We start from the raw sequence: 16,511 nt of genomic DNA, 5'->3' as shown, positions 1-16,511 counted from the left end.
AAATACTGCTCATAACAACCCCAATAACTGCTTTCGTTATTTTGTTATTACACAGACCATGCCAATTAAATAAACACTTTAAATTCAATGCATTATTTAATTTCACTTTACAAAAAGAGTCTTTATGACCTACTATAAAAACCAATTAAATACACTAACAGGTCATTTTGACATGAACCAGCAATTCAACCTGACTCAAGTTGCCTTGGAGCTTGCACAAAGCACCTTACATGCCCACAGTTTTGAGCAGCTCTTAGCCACAGTTGAACGTGTTATTCCAAGTGATGCTAGCGCTTTGTTAATTCGCCAAGGCGAGCAATTAAAGCCTTTAGCGATTAAAGGTTTAATGCCTGATAGCTTAGGCAGGCGCTTTAACATTGCAGAGCATCCTCGCCTTGATGCTATTTGTAATCACCGCTTGGCACTGCAATTTGCACATGACTGCCCGCTCCCAGACCCATATGACGGCTTACTACTAGCTAAAACGGGTGATATTCCAGTGCATGCCTGCTTAGGGTTACCGCTTTATGATAAAGATTCGCTGCTTGGTATTTTGACCTTTGATAGCCTAAACGCTGATGCGTTTGACGGCATTACCGCTGATACGCTTAATACCTTACAAACCTTGTGCAGTGCGCACTTTAAAACAGCCCTAGAGCTTGCCCATTACAAACAACATGCCCAGCACTCAAGTGAATTAGTACAAGAGTTAAACCGTGAGGCGCTCAAGCGTGATGGTGGTGAAATTATTGGCCAAAGCCCAGTAATACAAACCCTTAAAAACGAAATAAAGCTGGTTGCAGCCTCTAATTTTAGTGTATTAATTTTAGGTGATACTGGGGTCGGCAAAGAGTTGGTGGCGCGTAATATTCACTTGCATTCAGCACGCAAAGATCAGCCATTGATCCATTTAAATTGTGCATCACTGCCTGAAAACCTCGCCGAAAGTGAATTTTTTGGCCATGCAAAAGGCGCCTTTACGGGGGCACAAAATGCTCGCCAAGGTAAGTTTCAATTAGCCGATGGCGGTACCTTATTTTTGGATGAAATAGGCGAGCTACCACTGGCAATGCAAAGTAAATTATTACGGGTACTGCAAAGTGGCGAAGTACAAACCGTTGGTGAAGACGAACTTAAATATGTTGATGTTAGAGTGATTGCAGCCACTAACCGTGACTTGAAACACGAAGTAGAACAGGGGCGATTTCGCGCCGACTTATATCATCGCCTAAGTGTGTACCCGTTAAGCGTAGCGCCTTTAAAAGCCCGTGATGAAGATGTTATTTTATTAGCCGGTTATTTTTTGGAAAAAACAGCTCGCAAGCTTGCGATTAAACAGCTAAAACTCAGCATTGAAACGCAATTACTGCTAAAAAAATATGACTGGCCTGGCAATGTAAGAGAGCTGGAACATGTTATTAATCGCGCCGCATTAAAAGCTAAACAGCATCAATGGCAGCAGCCAATTATTACTATTGAGCCAGAGCATTGCGAGCTAAATTTAAACGCTATTAACACCTTAGATCTTGAACACTCAAACCAGCTTGCAACCACACCTTTAACAAACAACACTTCGTTAAAACAAGCCACCGATACTTACACTCAGCAGCTTATTATACAGCAACTTAAACAACATAATTATAACTGGGCAAGCACAGCGCGAAGTTTACAGGTCGACCGCGCTAACTTAACGCGGCTAGCCAAGCGCTTGGGTATTTCTATAAAAAAGTCGTTGTAGCTTTTTTAACTTAATTTACGCTGCTTAAAATAGGTTTTTAATAACTGACTAAACGCTTGCACTTTCGCAGTACGATGCACTAAATGGTGCGTCACTAACCATAAGTCAGTAGGCCAACTTAGTTCGTTAGGTAATACAGGCACTAAATCAGAGTATTGCGCTGCAACATCATGTTGTAATCCGCCAATCCCTAGCCCCTTAACGATGGCGCGAGTAGCCTCTGAGGTTTCTGATACTCTAAGTTTAACTTGCGACGAGGGAATATTTTCATCAACCCACGCAAAATAAGGCACTTTGCCATTATAACCCGCGACTCCTGATACAAAATTATGCACCGAGAGTTGTGCTAACGTTTGTGGCAAGCCATAACGATTTATGTAATGTTTTGAAGCATAAAATCCTGACGAGAGTGCCGCTAAATGCTGAGCAATATAATCACCTTCATCCGGCCTGGGCCCTGCTCTTACAGCGATATGTGCTTGGCCATGGTCTAAGCGCAAACGCTTTTGATCCATAATCACTTGTAATTGCACTTGCGGATGCAAGGTCTGAAACTGCTCACATACCTCACTTAATACATCTATAAAACCACTCACAGTGGTAAGTAACAAGCTACCTTGTAAGGTACTATCTGCTGCAATTATGTCACTGTGTAAGCGTTCTAGCTCACCATTAATTGCTTGTGCTGTGGTAAATAACTTAGCGCCAATCTCTGTGACTTTGTAGCCACGAGCATGTCGGTGGAATAATCGCGCATCTAAGCTTTTCTCTAAGTTATTTATTCGCCTGAGCACCGTACTGTGATGAATATCTAGTGCTTCGGCAGCTGCAGTTAAAGTGCCTAAACGCGCCACCTCATAAGCAACCTTAAGATCTTGCCAATCATCAAATTGAATTGCCATAGTAACCACTTTTTAAATTGTGCATATACGCACACAAGTTTTGCGTTTATTTGGCTTTTCTGCAAGCAATTATTTGTTAAAGTCACTGCTGTACACAATCAACATTAGGATCAGCTCATGACTACACCAAAAATTATTGCCCTAGCAGGTAGCTTACGTAAAGACAGCTTTAATCAAAAACTTATTAATGAAGCAGCTCGTTTTGCACTAGAAAGTGGCGCTGAAGTGGAAGTGATCAAACTCGCAGACTTAGCCATACCTATGTTTGATGAAGATTTAGAAGCACAAGGCACACCGGCCGGCGTACAACAATTAAAAGACAAGCTGCGCACAGCAGATGGTATTTTACTGGCCAGCCCAGAATATAATGGTTCTATCACCGCAGTGTTAAAAAATGCCATTGATTGGGCGTCGCGCACCGAACAAGGTGCAGAGCCTGCATTTGCAAATAAAGTAACCGCTTTATATGCAGCATCACCGGGTGGACTTGGCGGCTTACGTGGGTTGAATCACGTGCGTGATATTTTATCTGGCATTGGCAGCTTAGTATTAGCTAACCAACTGGCAGTACCGGCTATTCATACTTTATTAGACGAAAATGGCCGTATTAACGACCCCGCTACCGCTGAAAAAGTGGCCGGCCTTGCACAGCAGTTAGTTAGCGTAGCGAGTAAGCTAAAATAAGCAGCGGCTATAACTTTGTTGCTGCAAGCTTTGCAGCAATAAAGTCTTCATGGGTAACATACAATAGGTTTGCAACACGACGAATAACGTATTCTTCTTGTGGATCAAGTTCACCATCTGAGTATGCTAATCGCCAGAGTAGTTCAACTATTTCAATGCGCTGCTGTGCACTACATTGATTATTAATTTGCTTTGAAAATTGAAAATAATCAATGGCGTCATCTAAGCTCGAACTTGCTTGTTCGGTTAACTCATCTACTGCTTCATCAGTTAAATCAAAATACTTTTTTAATGTCAGACTTAGCGTTTGTTGCTCATCTGCCTGTAAATCATTATCCGCTCGCATTACCTCAATTAATAACGCGGCAACCGCTGTTTTTAAATCATGTTGTTCAATATCATAATCTTGCTGATCAATACTCGAAAAAAGCTGTTTAATTTGCTTGAACATCACATTTCCCCTTTTTGGGTGTTAGACTTATATCATAACGGGTGTAATAGATATGCTGATCACACTACCCAAAATCAAGATGGAGTTAAAGGTTTATGAGCAGAAAAGCAAATCATTATATATATGGAAGTATTAGCTGGGTATTTTTAACAGCGTGTTCGAATGTGTCGGCAGAACAAACTGAAATGCAGCGACTCTATGACTTTGATGAAAAGGTGCATTACAAGCAAACGCAAATAGACACTAACAATTACCACTTAGAAATACAGTCTGATGACTACCCACATTTTAGAAACCAAAGTGTGTTTTTATTGCGCCACGCAAACCGTTTATGTCGCGATAACCCTTTCATGTTAAAGGTAACTGAAGGCGTGCAAGAGTATGAGCGCTTTCCAACTAAACCACGCGCTTATCAGCCACCACTGAGTGTATTTGTGCAGTGTGAAATGCCTGCAGAAAAAACCTCAAAGAAATAACACCTCGTTATGCTTCCATAAAACCACTGAGCGTTAAAACAGCCAGTGGTTTTAATATAAAAAAAGATTAGTTAACACCATATCCCCATGGTGCAGCCGGTGGTGTGATAGGCTTAGTTAAATCAAAGTCAACGCGGAATTCGCGACCTTGGCGAATGAGTCGGTAAGTGAACTTTTCAGGGTAAATATACATTTGCCATGTATTGCCAACCGATTGTGGTATGCCTTGGCTAACAAATAACTCTTTTGAATACTGATCAGCAGGGAATGACTGCATGTTAGCAAAACCCGCATCCAAAGTATGACCACCATACATAGTTGATACATCATCAGTACCATCTTTATGGCGGTGATCGTGCTTTAAGCTCAACCCACTGCCTGTTTTTGTGATGATCCACGTACGTGAGGCGTCATCACCCACATGAAACGGCACTTGTAGCTCACGTTCATTACACTTACGCACATGCATAACTAATTTTTTATCGGCAAATGAACTCGGCCCTGTGGCATTATCAACCGTTACTTTACCTTCAAAAGCTTTACCACAATGGGCAGCAATATTATCAAAAAAGCCATCATGGCTTGGAATTGATACTAAAGGCGCTGGGCGTGCTATTGCAGCGGTTGATGCAAGCATTAGTGCTGCAGCTGTTAATAATTTCATAATGTATCCCTAAACATGTAAAAAATTAGCTTAGCGTTTAAACAAACACAAAGACAGTAATCACGATGAACAGCATCTGACAGCAATAAAAAACGCGGCTTATGCCGCGTTTCATTATTTAAAAACTTTTAAGCCACTATTGCCAAGGACGCTCAGCGGCAAGTTTTGCTTCAAACGCATCAATTTGCGGATTTAAGGTCTCGGTTACACCAATAAAGTCTAAGCCACTTAATAAACGCTCTTTCACGTCTTTGCGAATATCAAAGCTGATTGGCGCAAATTTATTGCTGCGCAATTGCTGGTTTTCTAAATCCACATCAATGTGAATATCGTCATGCTGCTCACTTAACACAAATAAGTCTTCTAATATTTGCGCTGGCAGTGCAATGGCAAGCATTTGGTTATTGCCACAGTTATTAAAGAAAATATCAGCAAAACTTTCAGCCAAAATCACTTCAAAACCGTATTGTTTAAGCGCCCATGGGGCGTGTTCACGTGATGAACCACAGCCAAAATTATCGCGCGTTAATAATATTTGCGCACCTTGGTAACAAGGACGATTTAAAATAAATTCAGGGTTTGGCTCGCCATTATCTAAATAACGCCAATCGTAAAATAGCGCAGCATCAAATCCATCACGGCTGGTTGAAGTTAAAAACTGCTTTGGAATAATTTGGTCGGTATCGACATTGTTTTTATCAAGTGGGGCCATTAAGCCACTAAAATAAATGCTCATTAGGCTTCTCCTCTAATATCAACAAAGTGGCCATGTATTGCTGCCGCTGCCGCCATTGCAGGACTCACTAAGTGTGTACGCCCACCTCGACCTTGGCGTCCTTCAAAGTTACGGTTAGATGTAGATGCACAGCGCTTACCTGCACCTAAGCGATCGTCATTCATTGCTAAACACATAGAACAACCCGGCTCACGCCATTCAAATCCTGCAGCTTTAAATATGTCGGCAAGGCCTTCGTCTTCTGCTTGTTGTTTAACCAAACCTGAGCCAGGAACAATTAATGCTTCAATACCTGCAACCACTTGCTTGCCTTCAACAATTTTTGCAGCGGCGCGTAAATCTTCAATGCGGCTGTTGGTGCATGAGCCAATAAATACTGTGTCTACTTTGGCAGTTGATAACTTATCGCCCGCTTTTAAACCCATGTATTTAAGTGCACTACGAATGGCATCAGCTTTAATTAAATCAGTTTCTTTGTCTGGATCTGGAATACATTCGTCAACGCCAATCACTTGCTCTGGGTTAGTCCCCCAGGTGATTTGTGGTTGAATATTAGCAGCATCTAGCTCTACCTCTAAGTCAAAGGTTGCGCCATCATCAGTTTTTAAGGTTTCCCAGTAGGCAACAGCGGCGTCAAAATCAGCGCCTTTTGGTGCAAATGGACGTCCTTTTAAGTACTCGTAAGTGATTTTATCTGGGGCAATTAAACCTGCCTTGGCACCCATTTCAATACTCATGTTACACAACGTCATGCGCGCTTCCATCGAAAGCGCCTCTATGCCTTCGCCACAAAATTCAGCCACATAACCCGTACCACCAGCAGTGCCTAGTTTACCTATAACCGCCATAATTAAATCTTTAGCAGTTACTGTTGGGCGTAACACACCGTTAATTTGAATTTTTAACGACTTAGCCTTTTTTTGCTGTAGCGTTTGCGTAGCTAATACGTGCTCAACTTCTGAGGTTCCAATACCATGGGCAAGCGCTCCAAACGCGCCGTGGGTTGAGGTATGACTATCGCCGCATACTATGGTGGTGCCTGGCAAAGTGATCCCTTGCTCTGGGCCAATCACATGTACTATACCTTGATTTACTGAATTTAGGTCGTACAGCAAAATACCAAATTCTTTACAGTTTGCATCCAGTGCCATTAGTTGATTTTTAGAGACTTCGCTGGCTGCATCTAATGAACGGCTTTTAGTTGAAACATTATGATCCATGGTCGCAATGGTTTTTTCTGGACAGCGCACTTTACGATTTTTTTCACGTAAACCTGCAAATGCTTGTGGCGACGTCACTTCGTGTACTAAATGACGGTCAATATAAAGTAAATCGGTTTGCTCGTTGATGCTGGCAACCGTGTGTGCTTGCCAAATTTTATTGTATAAAGTTTGAGCCACTTGCTAACTCCCTGATCTGATTGAGCCACAGCCTAACGGTGCTATGGCTTTAATAATTAAATGCGTGAAACGATAGCCGCTGCAACATCGGTGGTGGTATAGCCGCCCTGCGGATAAATATCAGGCGTCCCCACACCCGCTTCAACCGCCTCTGCAACTGCTTTTTCAATGGTGCGAGCCGCTTCATCTTGTCCTAATGAATAACGTAACATTAATGCGGCACTTAAAATTTGTGCAATAGGGTTAGCGACCCCTTTTCCGGCGATATCGGGCGCTGAGCCACCCGCGGGTTCATACAAGCCAAAGCCTGATTGATTTAAGCTAGCCGAAGGTAATAGCCCCATTGAGCCGGTGATCATCGCGCATTCGTCCGATAAAATGTCGCCAAATAAGTTATCGCACAGTAATACATCAAACTGGCTAGGCTGTTTAACTAGCTGCATCGCTGCATTATCTACATAAATATAATCTAAGCTCACCTCAGGAAACTCTTTACTCACTTCAGTGACTACTTCACGCCAAAGTACACTTGATGCTAAAACATTGGCTTTATCAACCGAGGTTACATGATTGCTGCGCAATTTAGCGGCCTCAAAAGCAAAACGTGCAATACGCTCAATTTCTTTACGCGAGTATGTTTGGGTGTCAAATGCCACTTCTTCAGCACCTTCGCCACTGCGACCTTTTTCACCAAAATAAATACCGCCGGTTAGCTCACGCACACACAAAATATCAAAGCCTTTTTCACTAATATCAGCACGAAGTGGTGATGCTGCGCTTAATGCGGGTAACAATTGAGCAGGACGTAAGTTACAAAACAAACCAAAGTGCTTTCGTAGTGGTAACAATGACGCGCGCTCTGGTTGATCATTCGGTGGTAAATGCTCCCACTTAGGGCCACCCACGGAGCCAAATAAAATAGCATCGGCGTTTTCACAGGCTTTTAAAGTTGTATCAGGAAGTGCTTTGCCAAATTCATCAATGGCTGCGCCGCCAATCGCGTGATGCTCACGGTTCAGAGTAAAACCAAATTTATCACTGACTGCGTCAAGTACTTGCTCTGCAGCTGCCATAACTTCTGGGCCAATACCGTCGCCTGCTAATACGGCAACGCTGTAATGTGTTTTACTCATCCTGCTTTCCTTTGTTGTTTTAAATCAGACACTTTTTGTGCTCGATAAATTAAGTTATAAACCCGAACCATAGCCCGTACTGAGGCTTCGACCACATCGGCCGCAATACCAGCACCGTGATAGGGACGACCATCATATTTAGCAATAATATTCACTTGCCCTAATGAGCTGGCGCCTTGGCCGGTGGCCTCTAAATTGTATTCAATCATTTCAACACTCATACCTGTTAAGCGCTCAATAGCAGCAAACGAAGCTTCAACTGGACCATTACCTGTTGCGGCTTCTTGTTTTGCTTCGCCATCAATCAGCAAGCCTATGGTTGAGCTGGCCACCGATTGTGAATTAGACGCAGAGTTAACAAACTCTAACTGGTACTTTTCATCTTTGTCGTTAATTTGATTAAAGTAAATCATGGCCTCTAGGTCGTAGTCGTATACTGTGCCTTTTTGATCAGCCAGCGCAACGAAACTTTGGTATAAGCTATCCATGTCGTAATCTGATTTTTGATAGCCTAATTCTTCTAAGCGGTGCTCTATAACATGACGGCCTGAGCGTGAGGTCATGTTTAATTGATTACTTGGTACACCAACACTTTCTGGTGACATAATTTCATAAGTGTTTTGCGCTTTTAATACACCGTCTTGATGAATACCTGAGCTGTGAGCAAAGGCATTTTCGCCAACAATCGCTTTATTTGGCTGTACCGGCATATTACAAATTTTGGCTACCTGGCGAGAAGCGCGATAAATTTCTTCGCTTTTTATGTCGGTATATACGTTTAAGTGGTCTTTACGCATTTTCATGATCATTGCCACTTCTTCAAGTGAGCAGTTCCCCGCACGCTCACCAATACCATTAATGGTGCATTCGATTTGACGTGCACCAGCTTGTACTGCAGCAACCGAGTTAGCAACGGCTAAACCTAAATCGTTGTGGCAATGCACACTTAAACGCGCTTTATCTATATTTGGCACGTTATTCATTAAATGACGGATCATTGCTGCGTATTCATCTGGCGTTACAAAACCGACTGTATCTGGCAAATTAATTGTTGATGCACCGGCGTTAATTGCTTGCTCAACAATTTTGCATAAATCCCAATGCGGTGTACGCCCAGCATCTTCACACGAAAACTCAACATCATCGGTATAGTTACGCGCTAATTTAATAGATTTAACAGCCATTGCAGTGGCATCATCAAGGCTCATACGCAACTTGTGTTCAAGATGAAGCGGGCTGGTGGCAATAAAAGTATGAATACGGCTTTGCTGTGCAGCGCGCAGCGCATCGCCACAGGCCTCGATATCTTTTGCAACCGAGCGAGCTAAGCCACAAATAATAGGGCCTTTCACCTCGGTGGCAATACGTTGCACTGAGCGAAAGTCAGCTGGGCTCGACACCGGAAACCCCACTTCCATTACATCCACATTTAAGCGGCTAATGGTATGCGCCAGTTGAACTTTATCGTCTTCTGTTAGGCTTGCTTTTAGTGCCTGCTCACCATCACGTAAGGTGGTATCAAAAATCCATACTTTATCTTGCTGTTGCATAACTGCCCCTCAATTCCTGTATTACCCAAATTTCGATTTATCCCTGCAGCGAGATAAAAAAAACCCCGCGGTTGCGGGGTTTTTAATGTTTAGCTCAATGCAAACACACTAATCCCCGCTCACTTGCCACAGCAGTAAGAGGTTTAGGTTTAGTGTAATTAAGCGAATAGTTTGCATCTGTTTTCTTGTGTGTGTGTCCAATGAGGCTTATTTTTATCATTGCAACGCAGTTGGCGCAAGCATAAAAATACCAAAAAAATAATTAAAGGGGACTTTCTGAGGATTTAAAATTCAAACAAAATTGGATAGAAGAATAAAATATCCAACTTAAACCTATAGCAGGTTTAAATTAATAAGCGCTGTAAAATACAGCGCTTATTTTAACTTTTTTAATATTTATTCTTTATTTTCAGCACGTACGTAATTTGACGCGCCGCGCGTAATATAACGTAACTGCCATATAACTCGCTCAATCAGTTCATCGCGTTGCTGACCTTCAATATCGAGCGCTTCAGCGCCTGCATTAAATACCAAAGTAACCATGGCTTCTGCCTGAATATACGCATGAATAGCATCGCAGGGGGTTTCACTTTCTAAATAATGTGCGAGTTCTAAAATAAAGTGTTTCACTTCACGTGCCACTGCTGCTCTAAATGCTTTTGAGGTACCTGAGCGTTCACGCAGCAAAAGTCTAAACTGATTGCTTGAGTTATCAATAAACTCCATAAAAGTAACCACAGAGGTGTTGATGACACTGCCACCACTGGCTATTCGTCTGCGTGCTTGGCGCATCAGCTGGCGTAGGGTTAAACCCGCTTCATCAACCATGGTTAAGCCCAACTCGTTCATATCTTTAAAGTGACGATAAAAAGAGGTAGGCGCAATACCAGCTTCGCGTGCTACTTCACGCAAGCTTAAATTAGAAAAGCTATGATCAGCACTAAGTTGATTAAATGCAGCTTCAATTAATGCTTGTCGTGTTTTTTGTTTCTGTTGTGCTCTAACACCCGACATCAACAGCTCCCTGAGTGAATTTGTAATAAATTTTTAATTAAAAAAATAGCTAATAGTACAGTCTAATACTTGACGGCAGCAGATTGAAATATTATTTTAGCGTACAGTTGTACGCTGAGAAATGAGAAACATGAAAAAACCACCGATTATATGGACCAACGTCCTTTTCTTTAGCCTGACGTTTTTGGCTGCTATTACACTTGTACCTTGGTATGGGTTTAACTATGGCTTTACAGGCACGCAGTGGGTTGCTTTTGTAGCTTGCATGTTTTTTGCGGGATTATCGATCACCGCGGGCTACCATCGTTTATGGGCGCACAAAACTTACAACGCTCACCCTGTGGTTGAATTTATTTTTGCCCTTGGTGGTGCCTTTGCGCTACAAAACAGTGCATTGCATTGGAGTAGCGATCATCGAATTCACCATGGTCAGGTTGATGACCCAGTTAAAGACCCTTATGCCGCCACAAATGGCTTTTGGTATAGCCACATTGGTTGGATGCTACGTGACTACCAAGGCGACAGCTACGATGATTACAGTAACTGTCGTGATTTACAGCGAAATAAAATTGTTATGTGGCAGCACAAGCATTACTTAAAATTGGTAATTGCCATGAATGTTGGTTTACCGCTAATACTCGGCTTAATGCTTGGTGATGTATGGGGCATGTTACTGTTAGCTGGCTTATTGCGTTTAGTGCTGAGTCAGCACTTTACCTTTTTTATTAACTCAGTAGCACACATTTGGGGTTCACGTCCTTACACTGAAAAAAATACCGCGAGAGACAATGGCTTTTTAGCACTATTTACCTACGGTGAGGGTTATCATAACTTCCATCATATTTTTGCCAGCGATTACCGCAATGGCATTAAATGGTTTCATTACGACCCAACAAAATGGATGATCCGCTCACTCGCTGCCATTGGTTTAGCGAGTAAATTAAAGCGTACACCGGTTGAGCGCATTGAAAAAGCTAAAGCAGAAACCTTAATGAGCAAAACACAAGGTCGCCTTGCAAAATTGCCTTTAGCGCAAGATAAGCTTACATTATTACAACAAGAGTACGATTTGTTGCTTAAAAAGCTGCAAAATTATTGCTCATTACAAAAACAAGTGTTGGAAGCTAAAAAAAATAATATGGCAAAGCAGTGTGAAAAGTCGGCATTAATGGCACAATATCACGAGCTTGAAGCCGCCTGGGAAACACAAAAACAGGCATGGCTAGCACTTAATGCGAGGTTATTAAAAGCCTCTTTTAGTTAAAATAGGAGTGGCTGTGGCCAAACAACCAGAAAAGAAAAAAGTACCCGTGAGCTACCAATATGATGCAATCATTATTGGCACGGGTCCTGGCGGTGAAGGGACCGCTATGAACCTCTCTAAAAGTAACAAAAAAGTAGCGGTTATTGAACGCCAAACTGCTGTTGGTGGTGGTTGTGTTCACTGGGGAACCATTCCTTCAAAGGCACTTCGTCATTCGGTTAGTCGCTACATTGAATACAAAGCAAACCCTTTGTTTAACGTAGGCGAGCGCCCAGTAAGACTTACTTTTCCTGATATTTTGCGCCATGCCAGTTCGGTAATTTCAAAGCAATCAAACTTACGCAGCAGCTTTTACGATCGTAATCGCATTCATATGTTTCAAGGCGATGCTAGCTTTGTTGATAAGCACACTATTGAAATTAGACGTAATGACGGTTCAACTGAACGCCTAACTGCACAAACTATTGTTATTGCTACCGGCTCACGACCTTATCGCCCACCAGGTGTTGATTTCACCCATTCGCGTATTTATGAAAGTGACACAATTTTAGGCCTTGAACACGACCCGCATCGCGTACTTATATACGGCGCGGGTGTAATTGGTTGTGAATACGCATCTATCTTCAAAGGGCTAGGTGCAAAGGTTGATTTAGTAAATACTCGCGATCGCCTACTTGCGTTTATGGATGCTGAAATATCTGATGCGCTTAGCTATCACTTTTGGAATAGTGGCATTGTTATTCGTCATAACGAAGAATTTGATCGCATTGAAACCCGCGATGACTGTGTTGTTATGCATTTAAAATCGGGTAAACGTGTAAAGGCTGACTGTATTTTATTTGCCAATGGCCGTACTGGTAATACTGATACATTGAATTTAGAAGCAATTGGCTTAAAAGCAGATAGCCGCGGACAAGTAAAAGTAAACGAAACCTACCAAACAGAAATAGACAACGTATATGCGGTAGGCGATGTTATTGGCTACCCAAGCCTTGCTAGTGCTGCCTTTGACCAAGGTCGAATTGCAGCAGATGCCATCGCTTGTGGTAACTGCGATGAAAAGCTGATTATTGATATCCCAGCCGGTATTTATACTATTCCTGAAATGAGTTCAGTAGGTAAAACAGAGCAGCAATTAACTGCCGCAAAAGTACCGTACGAAGTGGGACGTGCGCAATTTAAACACTTAGCACGTGCACAAATTGCAGGTACCGATGTGGGTAGTTTAAAAATATTGTTCCATACAGAAACCAAGGAAGTACTTGGGGTGCATTGCTTTGGTGAGCGTGCCTCTGAGATTGTTCACATTGGCCAAGCTATAATGGAACAAAAAAATGGTGGCAATACCATCGACTACTTTGTAAATACTACGTTTAACTACCCAACAATGGCAGAAGCTTATCGAGTTGCGGCATTAAATGGCTTAAACCGCTTGTTTAAATAAGTGCTTAAGTAAAATAGTTTGCACAAAAAAGCCCGCTAATTAGCGGGCTTTTTATTGTTAGTTCATAACTTACTTATGATATTGCGCACTTAGCTCATGCACAGCGTTAATAAATACACCCGCATTTTCTGGGTCAACATCTGGTGTAATACCATGCCCTAAGTTAAATACATGACCATTGCCAGTGCCAAAGTCTTCTAAAATCGTACCCACTTCTTGGCGAATACGATCTGGCGTGCCGTGTAGCATTGAAGGGTCCATATTGCCTTGTAGCGCCACTTTATCGCCAACACGACGTTTTGCATCACCAATATTAATAGTCCAATCTAGGCCTACTGCATCACAACCTGTTGCTGCAATTGCCTCAATCCATTGGCCACCATTTTTAGTGAACAAGGTAACCGGTACTTTACGGCCATCATTTTCGCGAATTAAACCATCAACGATTTTATGCATATACTGCAGTGAAAACTCATTGTAGTCACGCGGGCTCAATACACCGCCCCATGAGTCAAATATCATCAGTGATTGTGCACCCGCTTTAACTTGCGCGTTTAAGTAATCAATCACTGAATCAGCTAGCTTATCAAGTAGTAAATGCAGTGTTTGTGGCTCAGCAAACGCCATTTTTTTGATTTTACCAAAAACCTTACTGCTTCCGCCTTCAACCATATAAGTTGCAAGTGTCCAAGGTGAACCCGAGAAACCAATTAATGGCACTTCACCTTTAAGCTCACGACGAATAGTGCTTACAGCATTCATTACATAGCCAAGCTCATCGGTAGGATCAAGTTTAGGAATTTTTTTAACATCGGCTAATGATGAAATTGGGCGTTCAAACTTAGGGCCTTCACCTGTTTCAAAGTACAAGCCTAATCCCATTGCATCTGGAATAGTTAAAATATCACTAAATAAAATAGCGGCATCTAACGGGTAACGACGCAGAGGCTGTAATGTTACTTCACAGGCTAACTCAGCATTTCTACACAGGCTCATAAAATCGCCCGCTTGTGCACGTGTAGCACGGTATTCAGGTAAATAACGTCCAGCTTGACGCATCATCCATACTGGCGTGACATCAACAGGTTGCTTGGCAAGGGCACGTAAATAACGGTCGTTTTTTAATTCGCTCATAGCGTATAGAGTCCTAGGGCTTTTAGAAATTGTGCAAGATTGTACCACCATATTTGCCCCCCCTCTATCGCTAAGCGATTAAATCGCCACAGAGTAGCGCCAGATCAAGTAATTTTTTGTTTTCATTTCGTTTTGTACACAAAACAACCAAGCAAACGTTAATAGTAAAAACTTTTCATTAAACTATTTGCAACATTTATAAAAGCTTGATATTGTTATTCCGCGTTAACATAACAATAACAATAATCGTTAATATAAAAATAATAAAAATCTCTAATAAAAATAAGAATGCTTGTTTAAACAAGTCTAGTAAAGAAATTAAACCACCGTAATTGGTGGTTTTTTCTTTCCTGCAATAAATACTTACAACTTATACCCGTAAACAAAACCCTCTGTGGTACTACATCTATTTTACTTGTTGATATACACGCCAATTAAATATATCTTGGATAATAGAAACTTTATTACCAATTTAAAATCCAACCCAGCTTAGGAGAAGAATTATGCTGAAGCGTGTAGAAAAAGCTCAACAAAAGTGGGGGGGTAGCCATACGGTCATCGACAATTGGTTAAACGAACGCCAAGAACTGATTGTACTTTACTGTAAAATTGCAGGCTTTTCACCTTACGAGAAAAAAGATCAGTCTTTGCCTGAACCGTCTCAAATTCAAGCTTTTTGCCAAATATTGATGGATTACCTATCGGCTGGGCACTTTGAAGTGTACGACGATATTGCTAAAGCTTGCGAAAAGAAAGGCCTAGAAAGCCAACAACTGGCAAATACTATATACCCACGTATTTCAGATACCACAGACATTGCTCTGGATTTTAACGATAAATACGCTGAAGTAGACGCTGAAGATTTATTAGTAGGATTTGATAATGACCTATCGGTAATGGGTGAAGCACTGGAAGCGCGCTTTGCACTTGAAGATGAGTTAATTGATAACTTATATTCTAATCACGCAGATTAATCAGTTATTCAGTGCAATAAAAAAGGGACCTAGGTCCCTTTTTTGTTTTATATAAATACTTATTCTGCAGCGGCAGCTTCTGCATCATTTTGAATTTCTAATAACTCAACTTCAAAAATAAGTGTTGAATTAGCAGGAATTTTACCTAAATCACGGTCACCGTAAGCAAGGTCTGAAGGAATGGTAAATTTGTACTTAGAACCTACAGGCATAAGCTGTAAGCCTTCAGTCCAACCAGGAATAACACGGTTTAGTGGGAAAGTTGTTGGCTCGTTACGTGAATAAGAGCTATCAAATTCAGTACCGTCTAAAAGAGTACCTTTATAATGTACTTTAACCACGTCAGTCGCTACTGGCTTAGCGCCTTCGCCTTGGCTCAATACTTCGTACTGTAAACCAGACTCAGTAACCATTACGCCTTCTTTGTTAGCATTCTCAGCTAGGTATTTTTCACCCTCAACTTTGCTTTTTTCAGACTCAACCTTTGCTTTTTCTTCTTGTTTAGTGCGCACTGACTCATCTAATGCTGTTAATACTTCACGAATTTTTTCTTCGTCAATTTTAGCATTACCGGCAAGTGCATCTTCAAAACCACGCATTAATAATGCTTGATCTAATTCGATACCAATTTCTTTTTTATCCGCTAGGTCTTTATTTAAAAAGTTACCTACAGATGCCCCAATACCGTAAGCTTGTTGTTGCGCTACAGTATCTAGTTTAACGTCTGCTTGCTCTTTTTTTGCTTCTTGATTACAAGCTGTAAGCGCTAAAACTGACGCTGCAATCAATGACAATTTAATCGTCTTTCTCATTTTAAATCTCCGACACACTTTGCAGTTGTCATTTATTGTAATATTACTAGTTAAAGATTAACGGCCTACATGGTAGGCTGCTTGTTTAATAGCTAAACTAAAAACATATCCAGTGATTAGACAAACAACCTAGGC

At 41.6% G+C, this 16,511-nt stretch carries 16 protein-coding genes; 6 read left to right on the top strand and 10 right to left on the bottom strand.

Annotated features, from left to right (window positions below; all coding sequences use genetic code 11):
• The first annotated feature begins 172 nt into the window (after positions 1-172).
• Positions 173-1,738, top strand: a complete 1,566-nt coding sequence (gene norR, locus QL989_RS00575) for a nitric oxide reductase transcriptional regulator NorR (protein WP_290167501.1) — start codon at positions 173-175, stop codon at positions 1,736-1,738.
• A 5-nt stretch (positions 1,739-1,743) separates the two neighbouring features.
• Here norR and QL989_RS00570 read toward each other — a convergent pair whose 3' ends face one another.
• Positions 1,744-2,640 (bottom strand): LysR family transcriptional regulator, encoded by an 897-nt coding sequence (locus QL989_RS00570; protein WP_178956747.1) that lies wholly within the window; start codon positions 2,638-2,640, stop codon positions 1,744-1,746.
• A 117-nt stretch (positions 2,641-2,757) separates the two neighbouring features.
• Between QL989_RS00570 and QL989_RS00565 the strand changes: the two genes are divergently transcribed.
• On the top strand, positions 2,758-3,324 hold the full coding sequence (locus QL989_RS00565) for an NAD(P)H-dependent oxidoreductase (RefSeq protein WP_138608382.1): 567 nt from the start codon (positions 2,758-2,760) through the stop codon (positions 3,322-3,324).
• Positions 3,325-3,331: 7 nt separating this feature from the next.
• On the opposite strand, the gene QL989_RS00560 is transcribed toward QL989_RS00565, so the two are convergent.
• Positions 3,332-3,775, bottom strand: a complete 444-nt coding sequence (locus QL989_RS00560) for a TerB family tellurite resistance protein (RefSeq protein ID WP_010392360.1) — start codon at positions 3,773-3,775, stop codon at positions 3,332-3,334.
• Between the two features lie 95 nt (positions 3,776-3,870).
• On the opposite strand from QL989_RS00560, the gene QL989_RS00555 reads away from it, so the two are divergent.
• Complete coding sequence (locus QL989_RS00555) at positions 3,871-4,251, top strand: hypothetical protein (RefSeq protein ID WP_010392359.1); 381 nt, start codon at positions 3,871-3,873, stop codon at positions 4,249-4,251.
• 67 nt (positions 4,252-4,318) lie between these two features.
• Here the strand turns inward: QL989_RS00555 and QL989_RS00550 are convergent, their stop codons facing one another.
• From QL989_RS00550 to fabR, 6 genes are all read right to left on the bottom strand, one after another.
• Complete coding sequence (locus tag QL989_RS00550; RefSeq protein ID WP_008114191.1) at positions 4,319-4,915, bottom strand: hypothetical protein; 597 nt, start codon at positions 4,913-4,915, stop codon at positions 4,319-4,321.
• 136 nt (positions 4,916-5,051) lie between these two features.
• On the bottom strand, positions 5,052-5,651 hold the full coding sequence (leuD, locus tag QL989_RS00545) for a 3-isopropylmalate dehydratase small subunit (RefSeq protein ID WP_076919591.1): 600 nt from the start codon (positions 5,649-5,651) through the stop codon (positions 5,052-5,054).
• A complete protein-coding gene (gene leuC, locus QL989_RS00540; protein ID WP_138621521.1) occupies positions 5,651-7,051 on the bottom strand; it encodes a 3-isopropylmalate dehydratase large subunit in 1,401 nt (466 codons plus the stop codon). Before leuC ends, leuD begins: the two co-directional genes overlap by 1 nt.
• A gap of 56 nt (positions 7,052-7,107) precedes the next feature.
• Positions 7,108-8,184 carry a 3-isopropylmalate dehydrogenase gene (leuB, locus tag QL989_RS00535; RefSeq protein WP_290167374.1) on the bottom strand — a complete coding sequence of 359 codons (1,077 nt, stop codon included), beginning with the start codon at positions 8,182-8,184 and terminating at the stop codon, positions 7,108-7,110.
• Positions 8,181-9,734, bottom strand: a complete 1,554-nt coding sequence (gene leuA / locus QL989_RS00530) for a 2-isopropylmalate synthase (RefSeq protein WP_010392352.1) — start codon at positions 9,732-9,734, stop codon at positions 8,181-8,183. Before leuA ends, leuB begins: the two co-directional genes overlap by 4 nt.
• A gap of 396 nt (positions 9,735-10,130) precedes the next feature.
• On the bottom strand, positions 10,131-10,748 hold the full coding sequence (fabR, locus tag QL989_RS00525; RefSeq protein WP_008114202.1) for an HTH-type transcriptional repressor FabR: 618 nt from the start codon (positions 10,746-10,748) through the stop codon (positions 10,131-10,133).
• A gap of 130 nt (positions 10,749-10,878) precedes the next feature.
• Here fabR and QL989_RS00520 point away from each other — a divergent pair, with 130 nt between their 5' ends.
• Both QL989_RS00520 and sthA read left to right on the top strand, forming a co-directional pair.
• Positions 10,879-12,012 (top strand): fatty acid desaturase, encoded by a 1,134-nt coding sequence (locus QL989_RS00520; RefSeq protein WP_109875784.1) that lies wholly within the window; start codon positions 10,879-10,881, stop codon positions 12,010-12,012.
• Positions 12,013-12,025: 13 nt separating this feature from the next.
• Positions 12,026-13,456 (top strand): Si-specific NAD(P)(+) transhydrogenase, encoded by a 1,431-nt coding sequence (gene sthA, locus QL989_RS00515; RefSeq protein ID WP_008114205.1) that lies wholly within the window; start codon positions 12,026-12,028, stop codon positions 13,454-13,456.
• A 69-nt stretch (positions 13,457-13,525) separates the two neighbouring features.
• Here the strand turns inward: sthA and hemE are convergent, their stop codons facing one another.
• Complete coding sequence (gene hemE / locus QL989_RS00510; RefSeq protein WP_008114207.1) at positions 13,526-14,590, bottom strand: uroporphyrinogen decarboxylase; 1,065 nt, start codon at positions 14,588-14,590, stop codon at positions 13,526-13,528.
• Positions 14,591-15,093: 503 nt separating this feature from the next.
• Here hemE and rsd point away from each other — a divergent pair.
• Positions 15,094-15,564 carry a sigma D regulator gene (gene rsd / locus QL989_RS00505; RefSeq protein WP_138608398.1) on the top strand — a complete coding sequence of 157 codons (471 nt, stop codon included), beginning with the start codon at positions 15,094-15,096 and terminating at the stop codon, positions 15,562-15,564.
• Positions 15,565-15,623: 59 nt separating this feature from the next.
• Here the strand turns inward: rsd and fkpA are convergent, their stop codons facing one another.
• Positions 15,624-16,376: an FKBP-type peptidyl-prolyl cis-trans isomerase gene (gene fkpA, locus QL989_RS00500; protein WP_138608400.1), complete on the bottom strand. Its 753-nt coding sequence runs from the start codon at positions 16,374-16,376 to the stop codon at positions 15,624-15,626.
• Positions 16,377-16,511: the final 135 nt, after the last annotated feature.

Source organism: Pseudoalteromonas sp. APC 3224 (assembly GCF_030407535.1).
GTDB lineage: Bacteria > Pseudomonadota > Gammaproteobacteria > Enterobacterales > Alteromonadaceae > Pseudoalteromonas.
This window is presented reverse-complemented; position numbering and strand designations above follow the sequence as displayed.

Bases quoted from the DNA above. Each gene is read 5' to 3' on its own strand.
- norR (WP_290167501.1), top strand. From the start codon at position 173: ATGAACCAGCAATTCAACCTGACTCAAGTTGCCTTGGAGCTTGCACAA.
- QL989_RS00570 (WP_178956747.1), bottom strand. From the start codon at position 2,640: ATGGCAATTCAATTTGATGATTGGCAAGATCTTAAGGTTGCTTATGAG.
- QL989_RS00565 (WP_138608382.1), top strand. From the start codon at position 2,758: ATGACTACACCAAAAATTATTGCCCTAGCAGGTAGCTTACGTAAAGAC.
- QL989_RS00560 (WP_010392360.1), bottom strand. From the start codon at position 3,775: ATGTTCAAGCAAATTAAACAGCTTTTTTCGAGTATTGATCAGCAAGAT.
- QL989_RS00555 (WP_010392359.1), top strand. From the start codon at position 3,871: ATGAGCAGAAAAGCAAATCATTATATATATGGAAGTATTAGCTGGGTA.
- QL989_RS00550 (WP_008114191.1), bottom strand. From the start codon at position 4,915: ATGAAATTATTAACAGCTGCAGCACTAATGCTTGCATCAACCGCTGCA.
- leuD (WP_076919591.1), bottom strand. From the start codon at position 5,651: ATGAGCATTTATTTTAGTGGCTTAATGGCCCCACTTGATAAAAACAAT.
- leuB (WP_290167374.1), bottom strand. From the start codon at position 8,184: ATGAGTAAAACACATTACAGCGTTGCCGTATTAGCAGGCGACGGTATT.
- leuA (WP_010392352.1), bottom strand. From the start codon at position 9,734: ATGCAACAGCAAGATAAAGTATGGATTTTTGATACCACCTTACGTGAT.
- fabR (WP_008114202.1), bottom strand. From the start codon at position 10,748: ATGTCGGGTGTTAGAGCACAACAGAAACAAAAAACACGACAAGCATTA.
- QL989_RS00520 (WP_109875784.1), top strand. From the start codon at position 10,879: ATGAAAAAACCACCGATTATATGGACCAACGTCCTTTTCTTTAGCCTG.
- hemE (WP_008114207.1), bottom strand. From the start codon at position 14,590: ATGAGCGAATTAAAAAACGACCGTTATTTACGTGCCCTTGCCAAGCAA.
- rsd (WP_138608398.1), top strand. From the start codon at position 15,094: ATGCTGAAGCGTGTAGAAAAAGCTCAACAAAAGTGGGGGGGTAGCCAT.
- fkpA (WP_138608400.1), bottom strand. From the start codon at position 16,376: ATGAGAAAGACGATTAAATTGTCATTGATTGCAGCGTCAGTTTTAGCG.